The organism is Bartonella ancashensis (genome assembly GCF_001281405.1).
Classification (GTDB): domain Bacteria; phylum Pseudomonadota; class Alphaproteobacteria; order Rhizobiales; family Rhizobiaceae; genus Bartonella; species Bartonella ancashensis.
In genome coordinates this window covers 210,001-232,414 of the sequence record NZ_CP010401.1, presented here as the reverse complement: position 1 = coordinate 232,414, position 22,414 = coordinate 210,001, and the positions used below count along the sequence as shown (strand labels likewise).

General features: G+C 37.5%; 16 protein-coding genes (1 of these 16 cut by a window edge). All 16 read right to left on the bottom strand.

Annotation, left to right across the window (positions count from 1 at the left end):
- Positions 1–33 precede the first annotated feature (33 nt).
- On the bottom strand, positions 34–1,719 hold the full coding sequence (locus PU02_RS01050) for a BID domain-containing T4SS effector (protein WP_158404010.1): 1,686 nt from the start codon (positions 1,717–1,719) through the stop codon (positions 34–36).
- 603 nt (positions 1,720–2,322) lie between these two features.
- Entirely contained in the window at positions 2,323–4,101 is a 1,779-nt protein-coding gene (locus PU02_RS01040; RefSeq protein ID WP_053943695.1) for a BID domain-containing T4SS effector, read from the bottom strand.
- 420 nt (positions 4,102–4,521) lie between these two features.
- Complete coding sequence (locus tag PU02_RS01035) at positions 4,522–6,162, bottom strand: BID domain-containing T4SS effector (protein WP_082311387.1); 1,641 nt, start codon at positions 6,160–6,162, stop codon at positions 4,522–4,524.
- Between the two features lie 54 nt (positions 6,163–6,216).
- A complete protein-coding gene (traG, locus tag PU02_RS01030) occupies positions 6,217–8,130 on the bottom strand; it encodes a Ti-type conjugative transfer system protein TraG (protein WP_053943694.1) in 1,914 nt (637 codons plus the stop codon).
- A 116-nt stretch (positions 8,131–8,246) separates the two neighbouring features.
- Positions 8,247–11,555 (bottom strand): BID domain-containing T4SS effector, encoded by a 3,309-nt coding sequence (locus PU02_RS01025; RefSeq protein ID WP_053943693.1) that lies wholly within the window; start codon positions 11,553–11,555, stop codon positions 8,247–8,249.
- Between the two features lie 134 nt (positions 11,556–11,689).
- A complete protein-coding gene (gene virB11, locus PU02_RS01020) occupies positions 11,690–12,760 on the bottom strand; it encodes a P-type DNA transfer ATPase VirB11 (protein WP_053943692.1) in 1,071 nt (356 codons plus the stop codon).
- Positions 12,757–13,917, bottom strand: a complete 1,161-nt coding sequence (gene virB10 / locus PU02_RS01015) for a type IV secretion system protein VirB10 (RefSeq protein WP_053943691.1) — start codon at positions 13,915–13,917, stop codon at positions 12,757–12,759. The genes virB11 and virB10 overlap by 4 nt, the downstream gene beginning before the upstream one ends.
- Entirely contained in the window at positions 13,910–14,761 is an 852-nt protein-coding gene (virB9, locus tag PU02_RS01010) for a P-type conjugative transfer protein VirB9 (protein WP_414947432.1), read from the bottom strand. Before virB9 ends, virB10 begins: the two co-directional genes overlap by 8 nt.
- A 26-nt stretch (positions 14,762–14,787) precedes the next feature.
- Complete coding sequence (locus PU02_RS01005; protein WP_053943689.1) at positions 14,788–15,456, bottom strand: VirB8 family type IV secretion system protein; 669 nt, start codon at positions 15,454–15,456, stop codon at positions 14,788–14,790.
- Entirely contained in the window at positions 15,449–15,760 is a 312-nt protein-coding gene (locus PU02_RS01000) for a hypothetical protein (RefSeq protein ID WP_053943688.1), read from the bottom strand. Before PU02_RS01000 ends, PU02_RS01005 begins: the two co-directional genes overlap by 8 nt.
- Positions 15,761–15,967: 207 nt before the next feature.
- Entirely contained in the window at positions 15,968–16,942 is a 975-nt protein-coding gene (locus tag PU02_RS00995; RefSeq protein ID WP_053943687.1) for a TrbL/VirB6 family protein, read from the bottom strand.
- Complete coding sequence (locus tag PU02_RS00990) at positions 16,929–17,369, bottom strand: hypothetical protein (protein WP_053943686.1); 441 nt, start codon at positions 17,367–17,369, stop codon at positions 16,929–16,931. The genes PU02_RS00995 and PU02_RS00990 overlap by 14 nt, the downstream gene beginning before the upstream one ends.
- Positions 17,356–19,728 (bottom strand): VirB4 family type IV secretion/conjugal transfer ATPase, encoded by a 2,373-nt coding sequence (locus PU02_RS00985; RefSeq protein ID WP_053943685.1) that lies wholly within the window; start codon positions 19,726–19,728, stop codon positions 17,356–17,358. The genes PU02_RS00990 and PU02_RS00985 overlap by 14 nt, the downstream gene beginning before the upstream one ends.
- Before the next feature lies 1 nt (position 19,729).
- Entirely contained in the window at positions 19,730–20,038 is a 309-nt protein-coding gene (locus tag PU02_RS00980) for a VirB3 family type IV secretion system protein (protein ID WP_053943684.1), read from the bottom strand.
- Positions 20,035–20,343, bottom strand: coding sequence for a TrbC/VirB2 family protein (locus PU02_RS00975; protein WP_053943683.1), 309 nt, complete (start codon positions 20,341–20,343; stop codon positions 20,035–20,037). Before PU02_RS00975 ends, PU02_RS00980 begins: the two co-directional genes overlap by 4 nt.
- Positions 20,344–21,519: 1,176 nt before the next feature.
- Positions 21,520–22,414, bottom strand: partial view of a M23 family metallopeptidase gene (locus PU02_RS00970; protein ID WP_053943682.1) — the final stretch only. Its footprint extends 1,055 nt past the window's final position; the window shows 895 of its 1,950 coding nt (coding positions 1,056–1,950); its start codon lies off the right edge, out of view; the stop codon is at positions 21,520–21,522.

Genomic DNA, 22,414 nt, shown 5'->3' with positions numbered 1-22,414 from the left:
AAAAAATCTAGCTCAAAAAAGGAGTCTTTGTTGTTAACTAATAACACAAGAAGAGGTCTGTTTTATTTCATGTGCAGGTTTTCGCGTGGTTAGCTTGAGTATTTGGTCTTGTTTATATGCTTTTTGGGTAGATTCAAATATTGCTGCAATCTTTTTGGATTGTTGGACTGATGTACCAATATTTTCAGCAAGTTTTTGATAATCAGCATCCTTTATTGCTTGACGTTCAGATGGTGAAAGACGAGCATGAAATGCTTGTACGTAATTATGGAGTTTTTCTCTTACTTCAGGATATTGACGTAAAAATTCGATCTGTCCTGTTTTTGGTAAAGAATAAAGATTTTGCAAATCTTTATCTGGCATTGAGACGCTGCCCCTCCTGCGATTTTGTTCTTCTCGATGTTCTTTAACTATGCCTGCAGTAGCATATTGGAAGAGATTTGAGCATTCTTTAATTCTGTAAGCAAGATAAGGAATATGAGATTCAGCGTTTCTGCGTGTTTTATTTTGGAAAGAAAAAATTTCTTGACCCGCTATTTTGGCAAAAGATTCAGGAGAGTTTTTAATTTTTTGAGAAATTTCTTTGCCTAAGCTTGGATTCTTTTTGATCATATCTATTGTGCTATCTAGCGCATCGGGATTACCGTAAACACGTTTTGATGAATCTTTTATTTGTTCAAGGCTTTTTTGAATATATTCGTATGTTAAAACTTTTTGAGATATTTCACTTTGTGAGAGAGGACTTAAATTTTCTCCTGGAATAAGTACATCGTTAGTCACTGGAGCTGTGAAAGATAAGGAATTTCCTTTCGTTAGTGACCTCAGTAATTCTGGTGAGATTTCTTCTTTCTTGAAAATTACGATATCATCCTCTTTTGTTTGAATGAAACCACCTTCACATCCAGCACCTATGTAGATTCCTTCGTAAATTAGGCCTTTTTGCCTTACAATAATACGATATTTGTCAGTATTAACACCCTCAACAGTTTTTAAGTAGTTTATGCATTCGCTTAAAAGGAGCTTGTTGTCTGGAGAAGAAATATCCTCAAACATATGGTGTAACGGCTGCACATTGCCGCACTCTATTGCTTGTTTATTAGCAAAATCCACTCGAGCTTTTGTTAAAATAGAAAAGTCGATGCTATAGCCTGCAGATTGAAAAATCTTTTCAAAAAATACTTTTTGTACAGATTCGTTACCTTTTTTGAAAGGATGCGCATAGCTAATGGAACAAAATATTTTTGCAGAAAATGTTATGAAATCATTGTATGATAGGTCTTGAGAATGATTTAATTTAGCAAACTCTTTGTTCAGGTCTTCAATTCTTTTTTGAATTTCATCACTTGGCGCAACATTGAAAGGAATATTTTTTTCAGATATTTCTGCTGAATGAGCAGTAATACCGTCTGAAAATGTATAAGGAGCCTCGCGTGTACATCCAGCCCACTCAAAGGTATTTTTGAACATAGATTGATGGATATACTTTAAATAAGAAAAATCAAGATTCTTTGGCAAAGGATCGCTCTGTAACGCCTCAATCGCTTTAGCTAAATCTTGAGAATATCTTTCTTGAAACTCTTCAGGATTTCTTATCCCATATTTATTTTTAAGTATTCGAGTACCCGGATAGTAATAAAAATCAACAATATTTTGATCTGAGGTGTTTTTCAGGATGTGCTTTTCCATCTCTGAATATATTTCTCCTTTTTGACGAACCATCTTTTGAAGATCTTTTAGTGCTGCAAGTGTTCTAGGATGAGGAGAAACTTTCTCAAAGTCACTGGGAGCTATAGAGGCATCAATTGCTCCACGGCGTTTTTTTAATTCCTGTAATGCAGGAGGGACAATTTTTTTAGGCATAAGACCTCCATTTATAGATATAGTTAGATTTTTCTATTTGCAATTGCTGTAACTTCTCCCAGAAAGCATAAAACCTTCCTTATTTTAGGAAAAAATTGTCTGCTACGATTAGGTACAACGACACTGAGAAAATAAAAAACAACTCTTAATAAGTGCAAATCTTTGTGAAAGTACCGGATGAGCGATACGGCTGCGACCAAAGAGAGAAAAGCGGATTCGTACAAGGATACCGAGATATTGTATTTTTCTTTGATAAAACAACAAACAACAAACAACAAACAACAAACAACAAACAACAAACAACAAACTCAAAGTGATGAATGTTCAAAAAAGCACAACCAGCATCTTCACGTTCCCCATTCTTAACCTTTTTATGGTACAGTATAGAAAAACATTCTTTATAAGTAAGGACTTGAATATCATTTCTTTTAATATAGGTAGACATGATACAACTTCGCCATATCAGTGATGAACCACAGCCAGATCTCTCGATTTTGATTGGTCAATTTGCGCTATTCGGGCTTGCTCATATACTTCTTTAACAGATTTGACTATATCTATAACTTCTTTTGCTTTATCGAGGGGCAAGTCAGTATTTTTAGCAAACATCGCGTGGTTATTTTCGGCGATGGCTTCATGGTCTTTTGGTGAAAGACGGTTATTGATGGCTTTCATGTAATAATAAACTTCTTTGCGTAATTCAGGAAAAAGCGATAAAAGGTTTTCTCTTTGTTCTTTTGGCAAAGAAAGGAGTTTTCGCAGACTCTTTTCCGGTTCAAAGACAGGTTGTCCTTCGCGGTATCGCTCTGCTTGATAGCTTTGAGAGATCTCTGAGCGAAGGAGTTTAATAGTATCCGCATGAGATTTAATAGCATCGCAGAGAGCAGGGATATCCTTTTCAGCAAGTTGGCGTGTTTCACTTTTGAAAAAAGTATATCCGAAAAGAGCACATTCTGCACCTGAAAGTTTTGAAATAGATTCGGGATCGTTCCTAATACCTGTAGCTATCACTTCTCCTAAATGCGGCTGTTGCTCTACCAAATCCATTTTTTCTTCCAAGATGTTTGATTTACCATAAACAGTTTTTGATAACATCTCAATTACCTTGCGACTTGATTTAGTGAGAAGATCTTCAGAAACCATTTGAGATAGCTTTTCAGCTGTCAGAAGTTTCATTCTCTTTGCTGGGATAAGTATTTTAGGAGCTTCTTCAATTACAAAAGTTGTGTAATCTCCAGGCTGCAATTTTTCTAAATACTCTTTAGGAAGATTTCTTTTGGGACAAACAACTAAAGTATCGCTCGTATTAATGGTGAATCCTTGTACTCTAGAATTTTCGTAGATTCCCGCAATGGGTTCACCTTCCTTTGCCACAACAATACAATAATCGTCAGAATTACGGTTTCGAAATGCTTCTTTGCTATCCAAAAATTCTCTAAGGAGAAGTCTTTTATGGGGATTAGAAACATCCTCAAACATATGTTGCATTGGTTCCAAATTATTGTGCTTCATTGCTTGAGAACAGGAAAAATCCATTCGAGCTTTTGTTGCAAGAGAAAAATCTAAATTGTGACCTGCAGCTTTAGCTAATCTCTCAAAGAACATTCTCTGAGCATGTCCATTACCTTCTCTGAAGGGATGCAGATAGTTTAGACGGGCAAATAGCGGTGCAGCATATGAGATAAATTCTTCACGTGATAAATCCTTTAAATTATTTTTATCGGCGATCTCTTTATCTAAATTTTGCAAACCAGTGTGGATTTCTTCACTAGTTGCAAAAGGTGCAGAGAAATCACGCTTATACATTAATGACATCTGAGCAACAGTATTGTCTGCGAATGCAAAGGATACATCACGTGTATATCCTGCCCACTCAAATGCATTTCCAAATAAACGTTTATGGATATATTTTAGATAAGAAGAATCAAAATTTTTGGGTAATGGTTCGAACCGGAGATCGGTTGCTGCTTGTTTTGCATCGTGTAAATATTTTTCTTTGAGAAGCACAGAACTTTTTATTTTGTACTTATTTTTCAGTATATTAGTATTAGGATAAAAATAATTAAGAGATAAAGCTTTTTGTGATACAACATTGTTGTTTTGTTGTTGAGTGCTATGGGAAAATCCATCAAATTCATTAGGAGAGAGACCTGCTTTCTTAACAGCAGAAGAATCAATGGGCAAGACAGATTCTTTATAATGATTTTCTGGAATTGAAGACTTGACACTATCTCGTATCATAATTTTTCCTCCTTAATATCAAAGAATACTATACTGATTCTATTGTTGCGCTTCTCCCTTGCGCTTCTCCCTTACGTCCTCATAGGCTTCTTTATTTTCAATTTGGTAATGAAATGAAGAATTTCATTTGGGGGTGAAAGATTTTGATAGGTTTTTCTCCTCCTTCTTAAGGGGCACAATTTTGCAATTTTTAGTGAAGTATAACCGCAGAGAGCGCTTTCTTTTAGCTAAGGTTGATTATGTGAGTTTGCTTACATGCCTCCTTGACGAGTTTGACTGTTTCCGTAATTTTTTCAGCTTGCCTAAAAGAGGTACCAATACTTCGAGCAAGTCCCTCATGATCATTATTCTGGATAGCCCTATGTTCGCTTGGTGAAAATCGTTGATTCAATATCTGTATGTAAGTACTAAGCTTTTGTCCTAATTCAGGTGACTGAAGCAGAATCCTCCTTTGTTGTTCTGCTGGTGAATACAGGAGCTCTTGCAAGCGTTCATTTGGTTTTTCGATATGACGTTGCTTGCGTTTTTGCTCATTTTGATAATCTTGAATGATATTTTTTGGAGTATACTCAATAGAGTGGGCATACACAAGTATTTGTGCACCGAGAGTATCAACAAATTCTCAGCTTTTATGTGCGTTGAATTTTTTATGAAAAAGTATTTTTTGCCTGCCAATTTTGCAATAGATTGAGGACTATATGCAATTTGTTTAGATATCAGTTCACCAAGGTTCTGTCTCTTTTCTACCGGACATAAATTTATTAATCTTATTTTATCATCCAATATTTTGGGGTCACCGTAAACAATCGCTGAGTATTTCCTCACTCGGTTAAGGGATTCTTGAAAATGGAGATTTTTAAATACCGCCTTGCTTATTCTTTCTGGTGTAAGAGGGGGTAATTCTTCTTTGGGAATTAGGATATTGTTACTTTTTTGATATGTAAAAGAGACAAAATCATTATACTTCAATGTCCTAGAAAATTTTGGTGCAAGTTTATTTTTTTCACAAATAACCACACCATTGTGTGTTTTGATAGCAAGGCTATTTGAGTAGGTAGCTTCATGGTATCCCCTATAGGTTTTTCCCTCTTCTGCTGCAACGGGATAATAATCGCTATCCGCTATATCAACATCAAGAGATTTCATATGTTCTCTGCATTCTCTTAAAACAGCTCTTTTATCTGGATTGGAAATATCTTCAAACATATGTTTCAGAGGTTCTAAATTATTATATTCCATTGCTTGTGTACTGGCAAAATCTATCTGCGCCTTTGTTACAAGAGAAAAATCCAATTTACGACCTGCAGCTTTAGCGAGTTTTTCACAAAATATCCGTTTTGTACGTCCATTTCCTTCACGGAAGGGATGTATTTTGTTGGTAGAAGAAAATACTTTCGAGATTCCTGCAACAAATTCCTCATGTGAAGAATCTTTGAAATTGTTCGTTCTAGTTAGCAGGTCGTCTACAACGCTAAAGTGTGATCGAATTTCATCACTAGGCACAAAATAAAGGGATGAATTTACCTTACGCATGATCGGTAAGTAAGCGGTAGTACCATCTAAAAATGTAAAAGGCTCTTCTCTGGTACAGCCAGCCCATTCAAATACATTAGCAAACAGGCGTTGATGGATATACTTTAAATGATCAAGATCAAAGCGCTCTGGTAGAGGTTCAATTTTATGAAAATTTATTATTGTTTTGACAGTTTCATGTGTCAATCTTTCATCAAATTCGAGAAGGTCTCGGATTCCATAGAGGTTCTTAAGAGTTTCAGTTCCAGGATAGCAGTAATGACAATAACCAGGAGTTTGAAATCTTTTTCTTTGCAAGTAATTTTCTTCTATCGCAGATAAAGTCCTCTCTTTGATGTGAGTTATATATTTAAGATCTTTTAATGCTTCAATCGTTTTAGAATCAACATCGAATGTCCACCTGAATTCTGCTGGATCTATAGTTGTATCAATAGCCATACGACGTCTTTTCAAATCCAAAGATGTAAGAGGAGAATCTTCTGGTTTACGGTATACAGGAGCATTGCTTATCGTAAATATATTCTTCATTTAACGACTCGTATATTTTTCTGGTAAATATTACACGTGTGAACTCTTATTTCTTCATTTTGCTTTTGGTGCGAAACGGTTTTGTCCAGCAGAAGCTAACATGTCTTTCCTTCTAAAATAAACTGATCGTCCGCACCGCAAAGGAGGGTGTCCTTGCATAAGGATAATTTGTTCATCTTGGCGCATTTCTTGAATAACCTCATGCGGCAAAATAAGCGCTCTTTGTTGATAATTGATATTGTAAGAGTTTTTTGTAAAAGCAAATCTACGAGGTCTACTGATCCCTTTAACCTCAACAGTCATTTGACCACATCGTTCTGAGATATCTTTTGCAGTGTGCAGATCTTTGATAGCTGCATAGCTAACAAATGAGCAACTTTCAAACCACGATCGTGCTCCAGATTCTCCAAAGTGATTAACTAACTGACCGTAAGATTGGTAAAATAACATTAAGGATATGCCATATTTACGACCACGATCGCGTGCTTCCTCCAGAATATTCATGTAACCAAGCAAATCGATTTCATCTAAAACAAATAGAACACGTTTTTTGTAATCCCCATCAGCCATAACCATTGCATTAAGAAAGGCACCAATAATGACACGCCCAATTCCCGGATAACTATTTAACATGCTGGCAGGGAGATTGAGGAAGACATCAACATTTCCCTTAGTAATATCTGAAGATGCAAAATCATTTCCACATACGAGATCAGCATAATTAGACAAAGAGAGCCATTGGGTGTCTTTTGATGCAGTTGTATAAACCCCTGAAAAGGTTTGATCGGCCATTTCTGTAAAGATTCCCACCATCTCACGAACGAAAGGAGAGAAGGAGGTCTCTTGTATAATGCGTAATTGAGCAATAATAGCTGTTTCTGACTGAGAAAGGATTGCACGCAGTGTTCTTAAATTGCGCTCACTGTCTTTGTACTCTTCAGAAAATATGACATGCGCGAGGAGGGCTGTTAAGAGATTATGTGCTTGTGTTGAAAAATATTCTGCTGAAGAATTTTCCGATTTTTTATCGGTGAGCAGCAGTTTAGCGAAGCCAACGATATTAGCTTCACGTTGTGCACGCGGTACACTGTCATCTAAAAGCCAATCGAGCACGTTGAAATTTTTTGTTAGAATTGAGTTTGGATCCAGAACAATAACATTTCTATTGTTCATTTTTTTACGTGCAAATTTAACGATCGGAGCCACTTCTGTTGAAGGATCAAGACAAATAACAGATCCCGGATATGTTAAACAGGTTGGAATAACAGTACTTGTTGTTTTATAACCTCCAGAACCAGCAAAAAACATCATATGTGTTGAACCAAAATCGAGATTAAAGGTCAGCAGTGGCGCTTTTCCTCCTTTTCCCCATGTTGCTTTATCTTTAGGAGAAAATGGAATGTCATGTACATTATCTTCATCAACACGGTACCGTTCACCCACAACGATCTGGCCATTTGTTGGAAAAATTCTTGCTGCATCTTTCAAATTCATCCATGATGCATCTCCAAATACCCCTCTTTTGACACGCTTTACATTTTTTTGTTGCGGAGCAGCTGCAATGGTTTGCATGATCAAAAAAGTAATGCCGATAATACCGCCGAAAATGACCATCGGGTCCATGAATTGTATAGCGTAACTCCATGTTATACCGTTTTGGCCAACATAAGGACTTAAACGTTTAAGTTCAGAACCAACATGGTAAAGGGCAACAACAGCAAAAACAGCCCAAGAAACTTGAGCAATTCCTTTGCGGAGATATAGTTTTTGTGGCAGGCTATAAATGCATGATATAGCAGCAGTTAGAGAGAGCATTAGAAGTGGTTCTAAATGGAGATACCAAAATGCGTCACTTTGACTCATTCCATCAATGATCAACAATAATGCTTGAGGAAGCAGGAAAAATACCAAAGAACCCAGAGCGATTGGTGTTAAAATGAGGGCTAACTGTTTCTTTGTATATCTCATAGTGTATTACTTCCAGTTTTTCGCTCATATCCAATTTAAGACATGTCCCAGAACACACCCCCATGGGTGAAAGTTTTCCTTTCACCCATATATCCAAAAAAATGTAATTCCACAATCTAGAGAGTCATGGCCTTTACCTGTTTCCCGTCCTGTTGTCGGTTCAGTTTGAGTTCCATGGTTTGTTTTTGTGCTTCTCTAGTGCATTTAAACACCTCTGCAATTTTTTCTGCCTGCGGAATAGATACACCAACATTTACAGAAAGTGCTTCAAAATCATTGTTTTGAATGGCTTTATAGTCACCTTGGGAGAGACGATTTTGGAATGAAGTCATATAATTATAGAGTTCTTTTTTTAACGCAGGATCTTGAGATAAGACTTTTCTTTGTTGTTGTTTTTGCAAAGCAAAGAGGTTGTTTAAACGGTCACTTGGCAGTGGAACAGCATTTCCAAGCTGTTCTACGTCTTTTTGATGTTGATCAATAACCTTTTCGTGCGCTGCTGTAACAATATCTGCGTGATTTGCAACGGCCGTACAAAGAAGAGAAATAGCATCTTCGGCCTGCTTTCGGGCCTGAGTTTTCATAGCAAAAAAACATTTCCCCGCGAGATCTGCAATAGACCCAGGAAAGCTTTCAATCTGTTGAGCGACATGCTTAGCCCATCTTGGATCTTGATGAATTAGAATCATTTTTTCGTCTAACGCTTCTGAGTGACCGTAAACAGCTTCTGACAATTTCCAAATTTGTCCAAGATTTGCTTTAACACAAATATCTCCACAAATTTTTTTATCTATTTCACGTTTTGAAAGCGGTGTGACAATACTGTCTGGGATAAGTACATCCTTCTCTTCTGTTTTCTGAACATTATCATTTGTTGCTGCGGAGGTGGCAAGTTTTCTTATTCCTTCATCATAATACTCATTCATACCATCTTCAGAGAGATTTTGAGTATGTCTCGTTTCTTGTGGTGAGTGAACGTCTACTTGCAGTGAATGGACCTCTGATATTTGAAGCATCTGATGTACTTCTTGAGTTCGGTGAATTATTCTAACGACGTTTTTTGCTTGATCGTCTGATATACCAAACATTTTAGCAAATTTCTCAGGATCACCGCGTTTTACTGCTTCATATTCGGTTGGTGAAAAACGATCATTAATGAACTGCATATAAGAAACAAGTTCTGCTTGTAATACAGGAGATTCAAGTAAGATCTTTTCTTGATATTGTGGTTGTGTAAAAAGAAGCTCGTATAATTGATTACTTGGTTTTTTAATAGGGTATAATGAATCTTGCTGTCTGCTATGAGAATCGAATATGGCTTCTTTCTGCATATCTCTAACTATGTCCGCGTAGTCACTAACCATAGAACTGAGGAGACAGACGTGATCTTCAGCAATTTTGCGTGCAGAATCTTTTCCGAAAACATTTTTCTTACCTGCAAGCTTTTTAACAATTTGAGGAGAACGTTCGATTACCCGAGCGACCTCATCACCCAAGCTTGGATTTCGAACAACCTGCTCCCGTACACCATTTAATGCATCAGGGTCACCATAAACAATGCTTGCCACCTCTCTCATGCGAGCAATAACATCTTCTATCTCATCAGTCAATGGAGATGTTTTTCTTCTGGCAGAAATTTCTTGTGACTGTTGTAACGCAAAATCATCTTGCATTTCTTCGAGAGTTGAATCTACTACTTCAGCAACAAAAGAATCTTCTTGCCTGGACCTGGAAACAGATGCATGCTGTAGTTTTACTACTTTATTATCGCCATTTTGAGAAGGTATTTCCTCTCGTAATATATCCCTTCTGAGTGGTGTAGCAAGTGCGTATCCTTCCTTAAGAGTGTTAATAATTTGAGTAATTTCTTGTGCTCTATGCAGCGATGTACCCAGGCTTTTAGCAAGTTGTCCATATTGGCACTGCTCCACGGCTTCAAGTTCGTCTTTTGAAAGACGCGATACAACAGCTTGCATGAATTTATCAACTTCTTGTTGTAATTCAGGAGAACTACTTAAAAGTTCTTTCTGCGTTTCTATCGATTCTTTAAGGATAGACTGTAATTTTTCACTTGGTGCTGCAACAGATTGGCTTTTACGCTCTTTCTCTTCAGTGTAGTTTTTAATAATGCTTTCTCGAAGATTTTTCAGAGAACGTCCATGACTTTCAAGAGAAAAAGAAAGAAGATGAACCTTATTTTTAGAGTGTTTACGTGCAGGAGTGCTAAAAAAAATAATTTTCCGACCGGAAAGACGAGCAACAGATTTTGGAGACATATAAACTTGTGCGGACATTTCTTCTATTTTATCTGGATCGCTCCGGATAAGATCCACTTTTCTGTGTACGGCTGCCGGGTCACCATAAACAATTTTTGATAACTCTTCGATTCGATGGAGACTCTCTCTAAATTGAGGATTTTTTAAAAGAATCCTAGTCATGGAGTCTTCAGAAAGAGGCTTTATTTTTTCTGCTGGTATTAAATCTGCCTGTTGGGAAGAAGAAACAAAGGAAACAGAAGCATCACGTGTTAACCCCTTCACAAATTCTAGTGTAACATTTTCTTTTTTTTCAACAACGATGGTTTTATCATTAGTAGCAACAAAAAAACTATTATCGCTGTCTCCTTTGCAAATTCCCTGGTAAGTTTTTCCTTCTTCTGCAACAACAACATTTTGATTGTGGAAAGTGTCATCCTTGAGATTTTTCATGTGGTCCATGAATTCTCTTAAAATACTCTGTTTTTCTGGATTAGAGATATCCTCAAACATATGTTGCAGAGGTTTGAAGTCATTTTCAGTCAGTGCTGCAATACTGGCTGTAGCCATGCGCTCTTTTGTTACAAGAGAAAAATCTAGCTCGTAACCTGCACCTTCAGCAATTTTTTCAAAAAATGCTCGCTGCGTACGCCCATTACCTTCTCTAAAGGGATGTGCATAATTGACAAGACTAAATAACGTTGCAGCACTTTGAGCAAATTCTTCACGCGATAAGCCTTGAAGATAATTTCTTTTTTCAAGTTCTTGATCTAGCCTTTTCAAAACCTCTTGAATTTCTGAACCGGTTGCGAAGATAACAGGAGGATCTGATTTTTGCATTGTAGGTATGTGAGCAGCCCGACCATCTGGAAATATGAAGGGTATATCACGCGTTTGTCCAGCCCATGCGAATACATCTTTAAATAACTGATGATGCACATGTCTTAAGTAGGAAGAATCTAATTTCTCTGGGAGAGGTTCCTGGCGTAAATTGATGAGCGCTTGTGCTGAAGTGTGAGCGCACAGTTTTTCAAGATGTACACGATCTTTGATGCCATGCTCGTTTATAAGTGTAAGAGTATTGGGGTAGTAATAATTATAGGCAGTAGGAGAACTAGAAGGCATTTCTTTTACAGCCATTTCTGATGTGTTTTTTTGATTTTTTTTCATGAGAGAACTTCCTTTTGATATAACAAATAGTAGGCAACCTGCTAGTTAATCAACAAAAAATCCCCTCAACCATACCCCCTTAATTTTTAGTTTCTGTTTCAAAAAACATTTTTAAAACGATACAGTTTTTCTGTTTAATTACCTCCAAAAATGTTGCGCTGTTTAAATGGATCGTAATAAATTTCTGTCACTTTAAATTTTCCATCAACTCGTTTACACTGAATGATGATATCAATCATAGAAATCAATAGGCCGCGAATGTCATTGCGCTCCAAGTCTCCTCCACCATCACTTTCTTTAACCAAAAGAGTCATTTGTTCAAATGCGGCAAGAGCTGTTGATGCGTGAATTGTAGTAATTGAACCAGGATGCCCAGAATTGACATTGCGAACGTAATAAAATGCTGTGCCGTCCCGCAATTCTTGCAAAAGAATGCGATCAGGACGCATTCGCAAGGCGGCTTCAAGCAATTCTTTTGGTCCAATAGAAGCTAGGCCTTGACCATCTTTTGAGTAGGTCATAAAAACATGATTAGGTTGTGGTATGACCAATTCTGGAGTATCTTCAATAGTGATGATACGTTCATCATTGGGAATTTTAGCGATTAATGCTTTTGATAAAGTTGTTTTACCAGAACCGGTTTTGCCAGAAATAAGAATATTCTTTTGCAATTTTACAGCTTGATTCAAAAAAGAAATAAAATCTTTGTTGCAATAGGTAGAAACCAAAGAATGCTCAATTGTTTTAATTTCATTTAAACGAGCGCGGTAACTACTCAATGCTGTAAAAGAAACTTGTTCGCATATTGAAAAAAGACCTTTATCAGCAAGATCTTCAAGCGAAAAGTTTTGTGACGATGGTTTACGAATTGTCATGCTGACAGTGCCTTGCTTTATAGCAGGGGGAATGACAATCTGAATGCGTTCATTACCAGGTAAAGTGGCAGACAATATCGGTTTTTTTTCTGAGATATTTTGTTTGGAATATGAAGCAACAACCTTGGCAATGCCCATTAATGTATCAAATGATAAGTCTGGTGCTGCTATTGTCTTCCATCCTTCAGTACCCTCAACCATCATCTCATAGGGACGATTAATCACAATCTCAAAAAGGCTTTCATCTTCCAAAAATTTGCGGATAGGTGCAAGTTTCGTCAAGACGATAGCAACAGTTTCATCGGTCATATTGTGTACACCTGCGGTCATCTTGGATTCGCTACCGAGTTTTTATAAAAATCTCTTGAAATAGCTCGACGAACAATCTGCTTCTTATCATCGATTACTTTCAATTTATAAACACTAGAAAAATCTAAGTCACGCGCGACAAAAACATTAACTAGTTCTCCTGGATCTTTTGTCAAGGTTGGAGCGATATTTGCGAAACCGTCTAAAAGCATGCCAGCAAGGTAGGGAGTCGAAGCCACCGCCTGAGAGTTGGTGACGGTGTTTCCTTCTTCATCTTTGTCTTCTTTTTTTGCTAAACGTTTCGTGGCATAAGCGGTTGCATCTCGTATGATTGATACAAGAAGAGCAGATCCAACTCTCTCCAACCAATGAGTATCAACATCACCATCAACACCAGCACGCCCCAAAGAATCCGTTGCCGGTGAAGCCAGTGCTATAATGACGCCGTTTGGTGTTTTAGCTCTGTTCCATAACACAAAAAGACGATCTTGCCCCCTTTTTAATCCAGAACGATACTCACCAACGATTTGGGTTCCCCTATCAAGTAAAACAACACGGCCATTATCCGATAAAATATCTCTGGAGATGATGCAACTAACGAATCCCGGCTGGTCACTATTGATCGCTGTTTCTAAAATACATGGAATGGAAGTTCCCATCGCAATAACATAGTTTCTATTGCCAAGGGTTGAAGCACTAATACCGTCAAGAGTTGTAGGTTTCAGGAGATGATTGAATTTTTGCGATGCATCGTCGACTTCATTGCCGGTTGCATCAAGAGAAACAGGATCTTTTTTTGAATTCTCTTGTGTATTATGTGTTGCAGAGTAAGCCAGCACAGGAGCGCGCTGCGCTGCTTCTAGTAACGAAGGATCGAAAGTTTTACGGTCTGCATTGGGTGTTGGCAGCCCAGATTTCAGGTTCATTTCTTTTAGCTCAATCTTTTCTGGTACCGGTTTTGGAGGTTGAAAAAGTTCTGTCTGCTTAATAACTTTTTCTTTTGAAGATTCGACAGGTTGCTTTTCTTCAGCCGAAAGCGTTGAATAAATCAAATATCCACAAATAATGCAAAGAATGCTGAAGGCAACAGCTTTATTGATATTTTGATTAGCTTTTTTTCCTTGACCATCCTTTATTGTGTCGCGATCATTAATATCTATATCGTTCATCTCATTCATAACTATTTCCTATACTCACTTTACGTTGTACAGACGGTGAAGTTGTGCCAGTTTCAGGATTAATTCCTGCAGGGAAAAATCTTCTATTAAAGACGCATAATATTTCATTTCCACGGCGCAAAGTGAATCGAGAAGATATCGCATGAACAATAACTCGATTTCCTTTTATTGATTTTGGAATTAGAGATTCTTGCCCATCAGGAGATAGAATGTAGATAGCAGGAATCTCAATGTTTCCTAAAAATGTAAATGTTGTTGTTTTTCCGTTATCATAGACAGAACTTGGTTCAAGTGATGATGAGCCTTGAACTTCATATGCCCAATTACGCGGCCCAAAGTCTTCATGGGTATTTAAGACATCGTCAACAAACTTTTCTTCACGTTGCCTCGCTTTTGCTTCTGCAATTAATTTTTTGCGTAATGCTTCATCCTCTGGGTAACGAAATTTTACGAGAAAATACGTATCGTTTCCGACAGAAATATCTCCTTCACGCACTTGCAGTTCAAACTGATATGATCGCTGTGTTCCATCTTGGCGACTTGTTACAATTTGCAAATTAGTAGTAGGTTGAACCTCACGTGGTTTCAAAAAGACAAAATGACCAGCTGGTGCGACTTGCCAAGCAACAGAATTCCCAATACCTACATAGATTATATTTTCATCGTCAGAAAATTCAACTTGAACTGAAGAACGAATAGATCCAACGATTTTAACTACATTATAGGGATCATAATTGATAAATCTTATGCGGTTATCTTTGGGAGCGCTGATAGGTGCCGTTTCTGCAAAGGACGATTTTGTTATACAAAAACCCGTTGCAATAAAAGAAAGTGTAAGAAACATCACGGAGATTTTTGCTGAAAGTCGAATCATTTTATCACCTCTGGATCAGATCTATATTCTGACACCTGAAAACCGAGCGGATTAACCAACCTATCTTCTGTTGAAATAAGTGCATTAACATAAGAAAAATTGATAATAGAAACCCAATGGGAAACAGTTTCAGCATTATTCAATTCACGTACAGTTTTATAATAACGTACCTGAATGAGATTTTTGCTCAGAAAAGAAATTGATTTAATTGTTATGTTGACAACTGCATTATGGTAAATGTTTTGCGGACTTTCTGGATTATTTCCTGAATACCATTTTGCAAAACGGTTCTGCTCTGACAATGATGACAAAAGAGAAACAATGCGAAAATTATTTTCAGCTTCTGATAATTGAAAACCTTCACGTGCATGAACATACTTATTAGCAAAATAGCGTGTTATTGCTTCATCATAGTTTGCAGGTGTATCTTTTAAAGCACTGACGGTATCAACAATTCCCGTTGAATTATCAACACGGATAACAAAAGGTTCTACTGTTTTTAAAGGTGTTAACGCTATTACAGCGAAGGCCATGGCTATTGCCATCAGTCCAAAAAGAACAGTCATCGCCATGGCAATTCTCATCCGCACGCGTATGCCGTGCATACGGTCAATATCGAAAGATCGTGCTTCTTTTACATATTTGTCAAATGCATCACTATTCACGTGCTACCTCTGCATTTTTGTGATAAAGTTGTTCAAAGTTTTCTACTTTTGATGGGGTTGTACTCCAAGTTACATTATTCTGCTTTTTTTCGCTTTCTAGCATGTTGAGAATAACAGGTGCCACAACGGGTTTCGTTGCACCTTCTTGGAAGATAATATCTTGGTTATTTAAGTTCCACTTACCTATATTGAGGGGACGCGTACGTTTACCGTCACACCGAGGTGGTTTTTTAAGTTTATGCACAGAGGCACAACCAGCAAGGGACAAAATGAGAGCTACAATAATAGTTATTTTTAGTTTCATACTTCTGAACTCACAAATATTTTCGGAAATTGCACACTGCTTCTTTTGTATTATACGGTTTCGAAAATGCACGTGCTGAGACAAAACAATTTAATTCCATGATGTATTAAAACTCCAATATCCTATGCAACGCGCACATGATGAATGCATCGATCAATATATGTTCTCACAAACAACAAGACCGTCTTTTTAAAAAAAGATTTTCCATTAAAAGGGCAAAGAACGACCACCAGATGTTCCTCTTGTTATAGCGTTGGCAGCAGTAGCAGCAGTACTAGCTACGTTTTTCCCACCAAACATACCTTTCGTTAAATTTCCACCAGCTTTAAGACCACCAGTAACTAAGTTAAAGATTTGTCCTCCTGCAGATGCGGTATGGAAATATGCTCCACCATTTGCAAGTGCAGTGGAAAGACCAGGAAGTGCACGAAAAAGAACGGCTCCTACAATTGAAATCACAACAACAGGCGGGAAAAGGAGGTAAATTGAAGTATATGGTTCATTAAGAACATTCAAGATAATTTTGCTCATAATTGTTCCCAGCATAATCACTAAAACCTGCAATATTGTGAAATTGGCCAGCGTTGCAATCCATGCGTCCGTGAATTTTTTTGTAACATTAAATAGATATAAACTAATGAATAGAGGGCCAAGAGCTATAACCATAACGAGCGCAACTTGTGCAAACATTTGGACAATAAAGCCTGCAATACAGAAAAAAATGACAGCAACGATCATAACGACACCAATGAAGCCAACAATGATCTTTTCAAAGAACCAAGCAGCGGCTAAAATTTCTTGATAACGCAAAATGACCGTTAACAAAATATAATCAAGAACACTAGCGTCTGTAGGATTACTATTGATTGCATTCCCAATAGCCCCAGCTAAATCACGAAAGAAAATATCTTTGACATAGGCATTAAATGTATCCGCATTCGTTGCCATCGTCGTCACAATGACGATCTTTAAGACGTTATTGAGAAGACTATGCATCGAAAGAGTGACACGACCAGTCATAACAGTATAACCATACAGGAATACGAAAATGATCGAGGCAAGATTCAAAGGCATTGCGATGGCTGTAGATAAACCATGAACCATCGCATCCATCGCATTACTGAGAGGCTTTATAATATATCCAGAAATACTTTCAAATGGAGTAAAATCAAAGTTTGACATTAGTTTTCTTAAGTCTTTCTTTTAGCTTTTCTACGAGATCCTGAGATTGTTTACTTGCTTCTTCTTCAACGATCTCTTCTTTCGTTTTATTCTCACTCTTTTTTATGGCAATAGATTGAAGTTTCAAGGTATTTATCTGAAGTTGCGTTTGAAGAAGAGACAATTGAGCCTGAAGTTGCGGCAGCTCTTCTTTAGTAGCAGTCTCTATTTTACTTCTTAGAGCTCCAATTTTTTCTTCTAACTCAGCGGTAGAAATATCAACAGGACTAGCTGAGTTTTGCGCTTCTCCTTTTGGTGTTTGTGCACGACTATTCACTGTTGCTTCGTAATAATCGTCTACATTTTGTGCAGCACCTTGTGTAGCTTGCGATACTGCATCAAAGGCAAAAAATAGAATAAACAGTGTTACTAAACTATATTGTTTCATTTGAGATTTCCCTTCTTTGGTAAAATATGGGGAGCCATATATCAGGGTCTGTTCCATATTCATTGAGGACCTGATTCATAATTTCGACGTTTTTTGTAGTCCCGCTTAACACAGCTATCTCGTCATCCATTCCGCGCAAATTAAGTTCTGCAACGATAGAATTTTTTCCTTGCTTGATAAGGAAGCGACGAGATGCTCTGCTTAATTCTGATTGAATTAATTCAAATTCACGCTCAGTTAGCTTAAAATCTTCGACGTAATCTTTATAATTTGCTTTTTGATTTGGAAAGAATATTTGAGTTGGGCATTGTTCAACGATTGTATGTGCGATTGTTGAATTTAAAGCATCTTTTGGACTTTGTGTTGCGAAAAGCATCATGCCATTTTGCTTACGGATTGTTTTAAGACGATCCTGCGCAAAAGCCTTAAAAGAATCATCTTCAAGTGCTTTCCAAAATTCATCAACAACAATGATAATACGTCTACCATCGATAAGATCAAGAATACGATTGAATAAGTACATCATCAAAGGACGTCGAATTTCCTCGTTATCCAAGAAGTCAGTCATGTCATAACCGATGAACTGCGCCTCCAGGCTGAGGTCATCATGATCGTTATCAAAAACCCAACCCAAAGCATTGCCTCTAATCCAGCGTTGTAAACGCATGGCAATCCCTTCTTTCGATGTACTGTCAAAAAAGAGCTGAAGAGCTCCAAGAGAGCGTTGTTCATATGGAAGACTCTCTAAAGCATCAACTGCTTTGGCTATATCTTGCCGCTCTTGTTCTGTAACTGTCTGACCCTCAGATGTTACCAATTTTAAAATCCAATTACGGAGGAAAACTTTGTTTTTTTCAGTGTATTTCATCCCTTTCAGAGGAGCAACACCAGTAGGAATACCATTCTTTAAAGATTTATATTTTCCTCCTCCAGCACGTACAAAAATTTCTGCACCCTGATCCTTATCAAAAAAGACCATTGTTGGATTATGTTTTTGTAATTGAGCAAGGAGAAAATTAACAATCACAGTCTTACCGGATCCAGATGGACCACAAACAAAAGTATTGCCAAGATCACCATAGTGAAAATTAAAATAATATGGTGAGCAAGCTTGTGTTTTCAGTAATGCAACAGCCGTTCCCCAGGCATTATTGTGGAGTTTTCCAGTAGGGAATGAATGAAATGGTGATAGAGCTGCAAAATTTCTACTAGTAATAGCTCCAGAACGCGCTCGATATTGAAAATTCCCAGGTAATTGCGCCCACCACGCACTTTCTAAACCAAGATCTTCTCTAGCAATAACGGCACCACCATTAGTTAGGTATGCGCGTGACTTTGAAAGAAATTCTGCTAAATGCCGAGGATTATCAGCAAAAACCGCTAAAGAAAGATGATGCTCTCCTAAAACAAAACGATTCGATTCCAAATCATCCAGCGCAGCGTCTAGTGCATCAATTTGCGAACTAGCGCGATCTGCTGCGTTAATCAGCTGATTCTGTTTACGACTCATAATAACACTGGCAGCAGCTTTACTTTTGAAAACAAAAGATTGTGTTAAAATGAATTCAAAGGGTACCGTAAGTAGGCCGTTAGTCATACCAGGGCGCGTCTTAGATGGATATTCTTTCCATCCAAACATACCAACAAAACGCTCATTACTTTCATGACGAATTTCAATAATCTCTTTGCCGAAGATGACGCGATCTGAGTAAATTGTTGATGCAATAGTACCAAATGTTAGAGGAATGCGTTCGCATCTTCCTCCTACTAACTGATGAAGAAATTCGCTCTGCTCTGCAAATAAGATACCATTATGCTCATAGATAGATAAAAGACGTGCTCCGTAGGACCCTAAACCTTGTATTAGATCTTGACCAAGTTCTTCAAGTTTCCGAACAGCCTCAGCATCTGGTTCTGATTGCGTTTTTTTTGCTTTTGTTAGACGTTGAAAAAACGAATTAAGTTGTTCAGCTGTATCCGCTTCAGGGTTCCATAGAAGTGAGATGTAAAGATCATTTCGATAAAGCTCTTGAGAAAGAATTTTTGTTTTATACTTTGCATCCAGTGTTGCCGCAAAAGACGAGCAAAAATGACTCTCCGGGTAAAGCATATCGCGTCGACGAATAATGTGGGAATACACAGCAACACGCTCATCTGCGACATTTTTCAATAAGGTGTTTAACTGATCATGTAAAGAATTCAACTGATCAGTATCAGCAGTATCAAAATTGATACCATCAACAGCCATCACGATCATTAAACAACGCGAATTTAGTGCAATAACGTGTTTGTTAACGTAACGCACATAAGGAATATACTCCTCAGGTAAAGATTCTCGTCTTATGATCGAATTTATCATATCATTGCATTTCCTTATAGGTGCGAATGAGCCTTAGTGGAGACGTAGATCCTCCTCCCCATCGTGCGAGATTTTTTTGTTTACCCCGAGTGTTAAGCCAGGCAAATAGCACGCGAAACTGATTATGGTCATGCTTTGTTACTTCCCGCAAAACGAAATGCAAGCCAACTCCAAAGCCAATTATCGTAAAGCCGCCCGTTAAAACAAAAAGAGTCGACGTTGCCATGACATTAAGGGCCATTGCCTCCATTGTAACGCCACAAAACATAGCAGGCCGTGTACATGCAAGAAAAAGAATATCTTCATTCATGATGATCCTCCTACCAGACTGTTAACAAGACTAGGTGCGCCAAAAGCAATACCAATACCCAAAATACAGTAAGCTGCTTTACGCAAATCAATAAAACCAGACATCCAGCCAATACCCACGACAGCGATACACACGGTTGCGATAAGTTTTGCTGTGTTACCCGTCATCATCTTAACAATGGCTTCCAAAACAGAATCAACATTACCTAAACCATTGGCAGCATAAGCAGGACTCACCACAATAAGCATTGTGAAAAACAGCACGGCAATAATAAAATTAGCATTCCTATATACGATATGTGTCATTTTATCCCTCTAAAAAGAATTTGCGTTTATATACTACATCCCCTTGCCCTTAAGGCTCTGTTTTACATTTTCTAGATCCACAACCTAATATCTATCCAAATTATAAAAGCTCTAAACGATACTTTCAATAAGGCTAGACAACTTTGTTGGAGTGCAACTTTGAACGATAATAATCAGTCATATTATCAAAATGATAACAACTGTTGCATAAAAAACGATATTTTTATTACAATATGGTTAATTCACGACTCCTTACACCATTATCTTTCCTCAACAGAATTCGAGGATCTAGTATGTAACACAGACGATGCGCTCAGTCCTTATGAAGATGGTTATACGAAATAATTTTTCAAGAGAGGAGAGGAAGATTATATTATGAAATCACTATTCTGCATGTCGCTAACTTCACAAAAACAAACAATTTCATCAGTATGGATAACATAAAAACAAAAAATAAAAAGTATAGCAACGTTAAATTTTTTTGAAATTTTGTCACTTACATCTGATCCGCAACAAAAAGAAAGTGTTATGAATGTGGTGATTCAGATAATTAATTACGTCTTTCATTTCATGTGCATATTTTGTGTATTACGTACATGAAATCACCGTAATAATGCGTTTGAATACACCACGTAATCGTGTTTTAAATTTATGAGGTACGCAAAATATATCAAATATTGGAGCGCGTAACACTTCAATCTGGATAGTATTGCGCATCGGGTGGTCGTGTTTTTAGATAAAACATCTATCAAGCAAACTTTCATCTCTTTAAGATAGCTAGATTTTTGGATGAAATTGGTTCGCATACGAAAGATCTGTTATTTTTAACAGTGCTATTTCAGTTTATAAATGGGCATTTACGTTATTCCCGTGATGTTAAGACTGTTTATTTACATAGAGTACGTATCTAATTTTATTAGGGGATAAGTCGTTTTTTTGTAAGATACTACAGTCTATTTTGAGTATGGATTAAAAATTTTCTGGGCATCAGATATTTCACTATCTCATCGATAATGGATATAGCCATTCAGGAAAGTCTATAAGATGTGTATTATGCGACAGTTCTAGAGGTAGCAAGTACCTGGCTGTGGCGTGAACTATGGTGAAATATACATTTAGAATTTTTCCCCACTTTAGCTTCACACTTTAAGGATGGAACCAAAGGGAATTTTTTTGTTATGTCGTAGGGCTTGCGATCAAAGAATCAATGTTATTCTTTTCATGCAGGAATGTTTGTAAATCCTTGTTTGTTAATGTTTTACTATCAGGTAATCGAATGCGCATAGGATCAACTTTTACTGAATTTACAACGATTTCGAAATGACAATGTGGTCCAGTTGCAAGCCCTGTTGATCCTACATATCCAATGATCTGTCCTTGTCGAACCTTTGTTCCTAGCTTAATATTTGCCGCATAACCTTGCTGGTGTGCATAACTACTAACATACCCATTTGCATGTTGGATAACTATATGGTTTCCATATCCACCGGCTGTTCCTATTTTTGTCACAACACCATCCCCGACAGCAATGATAGGTGATCCTGCAGGGGCAACCCAATCTACCCCAGTATGCATACGCACATAGCCCAATATGGGGTGTTTTCGCGATCCAAAAGGAGATCCCAAAACGCCGTTTGGAACAGGTTTTCGAAGTAAAAAAGGTTTTGAGCTCTTTCCCTCTGAATCATAATAATCAATACTACCATCTGCTGATTGGTAACGGTAGTACTTATATGTTACGTTACCGAAAGTAGCACTTACATAACGGATCTCAGGGATTTTCTTGTCAGCATGGGCAGAATCAGAGAGAGCACCATCGTTTTTTGTATTATCTTGTTCTGGTGTTGCATAAAATATTTCGAGTTGATCTGTTGGTGTAATACTACTCTTCATGTCAATATTTGTTGCAAGTAAACGGACAAGATGCTGCGCGAGTGTATTGGGTAGATTATGGCTAAGAACAGCACGATAAATAGCGTCATAGACTGTTGGCAGTTGTGCCGCGCTAACGTAAGAATGAGGGATTCCTTTCTGAAAGGCTGTTTTAAGTGCATGTGACATTTCTGGTTCT

Excerpts from the sequence above, each read along its gene's own strand:
- PU02_RS01050 (WP_158404010.1), bottom strand. The coding sequence starts at position 1,719 with ATGGTTCGTCAAAAAGGAGAAATATATTCAGAGATGGAAAAGCACATC.
- PU02_RS01040 (WP_053943695.1), bottom strand. The coding sequence starts at position 4,101 with ATGATACGAGATAGTGTCAAGTCTTCAATTCCAGAAAATCATTATAAA.
- PU02_RS01035 (WP_082311387.1), bottom strand. The coding sequence starts at position 6,162 with ATGAAGAATATATTTACGATAAGCAATGCTCCTGTATACCGTAAACCA.
- traG (WP_053943694.1), bottom strand. The coding sequence starts at position 8,130 with ATGAGATATACAAAGAAACAGTTAGCCCTCATTTTAACACCAATCGCT.
- PU02_RS01025 (WP_053943693.1), bottom strand. The coding sequence starts at position 11,555 with ATGAAAAAAAATCAAAAAAACACATCAGAAATGGCTGTAAAAGAAATG.
- virB11 (WP_053943692.1), bottom strand. The coding sequence starts at position 12,760 with ATGACCGCAGGTGTACACAATATGACCGATGAAACTGTTGCTATCGTC.
- virB10 (WP_053943691.1), bottom strand. The coding sequence starts at position 13,917 with ATGAATGAGATGAACGATATAGATATTAATGATCGCGACACAATAAAG.
- virB9 (WP_414947432.1), bottom strand. The coding sequence starts at position 14,761 with ATGTTTCTTACACTTTCTTTTATTGCAACGGGTTTTTGTATAACAAAA.
- PU02_RS01000 (WP_053943688.1), bottom strand. The coding sequence starts at position 15,760 with ATGAAACTAAAAATAACTATTATTGTAGCTCTCATTTTGTCCCTTGCT.
- PU02_RS00995 (WP_053943687.1), bottom strand. The coding sequence starts at position 16,942 with ATGTCAAACTTTGATTTTACTCCATTTGAAAGTATTTCTGGATATATT.
- PU02_RS00990 (WP_053943686.1), bottom strand. The coding sequence starts at position 17,369 with ATGAAACAATATAGTTTAGTAACACTGTTTATTCTATTTTTTGCCTTT.
- PU02_RS00985 (WP_053943685.1), bottom strand. The coding sequence starts at position 19,728 with ATGATAAATTCGATCATAAGACGAGAATCTTTACCTGAGGAGTATATT.
- PU02_RS00980 (WP_053943684.1), bottom strand. The coding sequence starts at position 20,038 with ATGAATGAAGATATTCTTTTTCTTGCATGTACACGGCCTGCTATGTTT.
- PU02_RS00975 (WP_053943683.1), bottom strand. The coding sequence starts at position 20,343 with ATGACACATATCGTATATAGGAATGCTAATTTTATTATTGCCGTGCTG.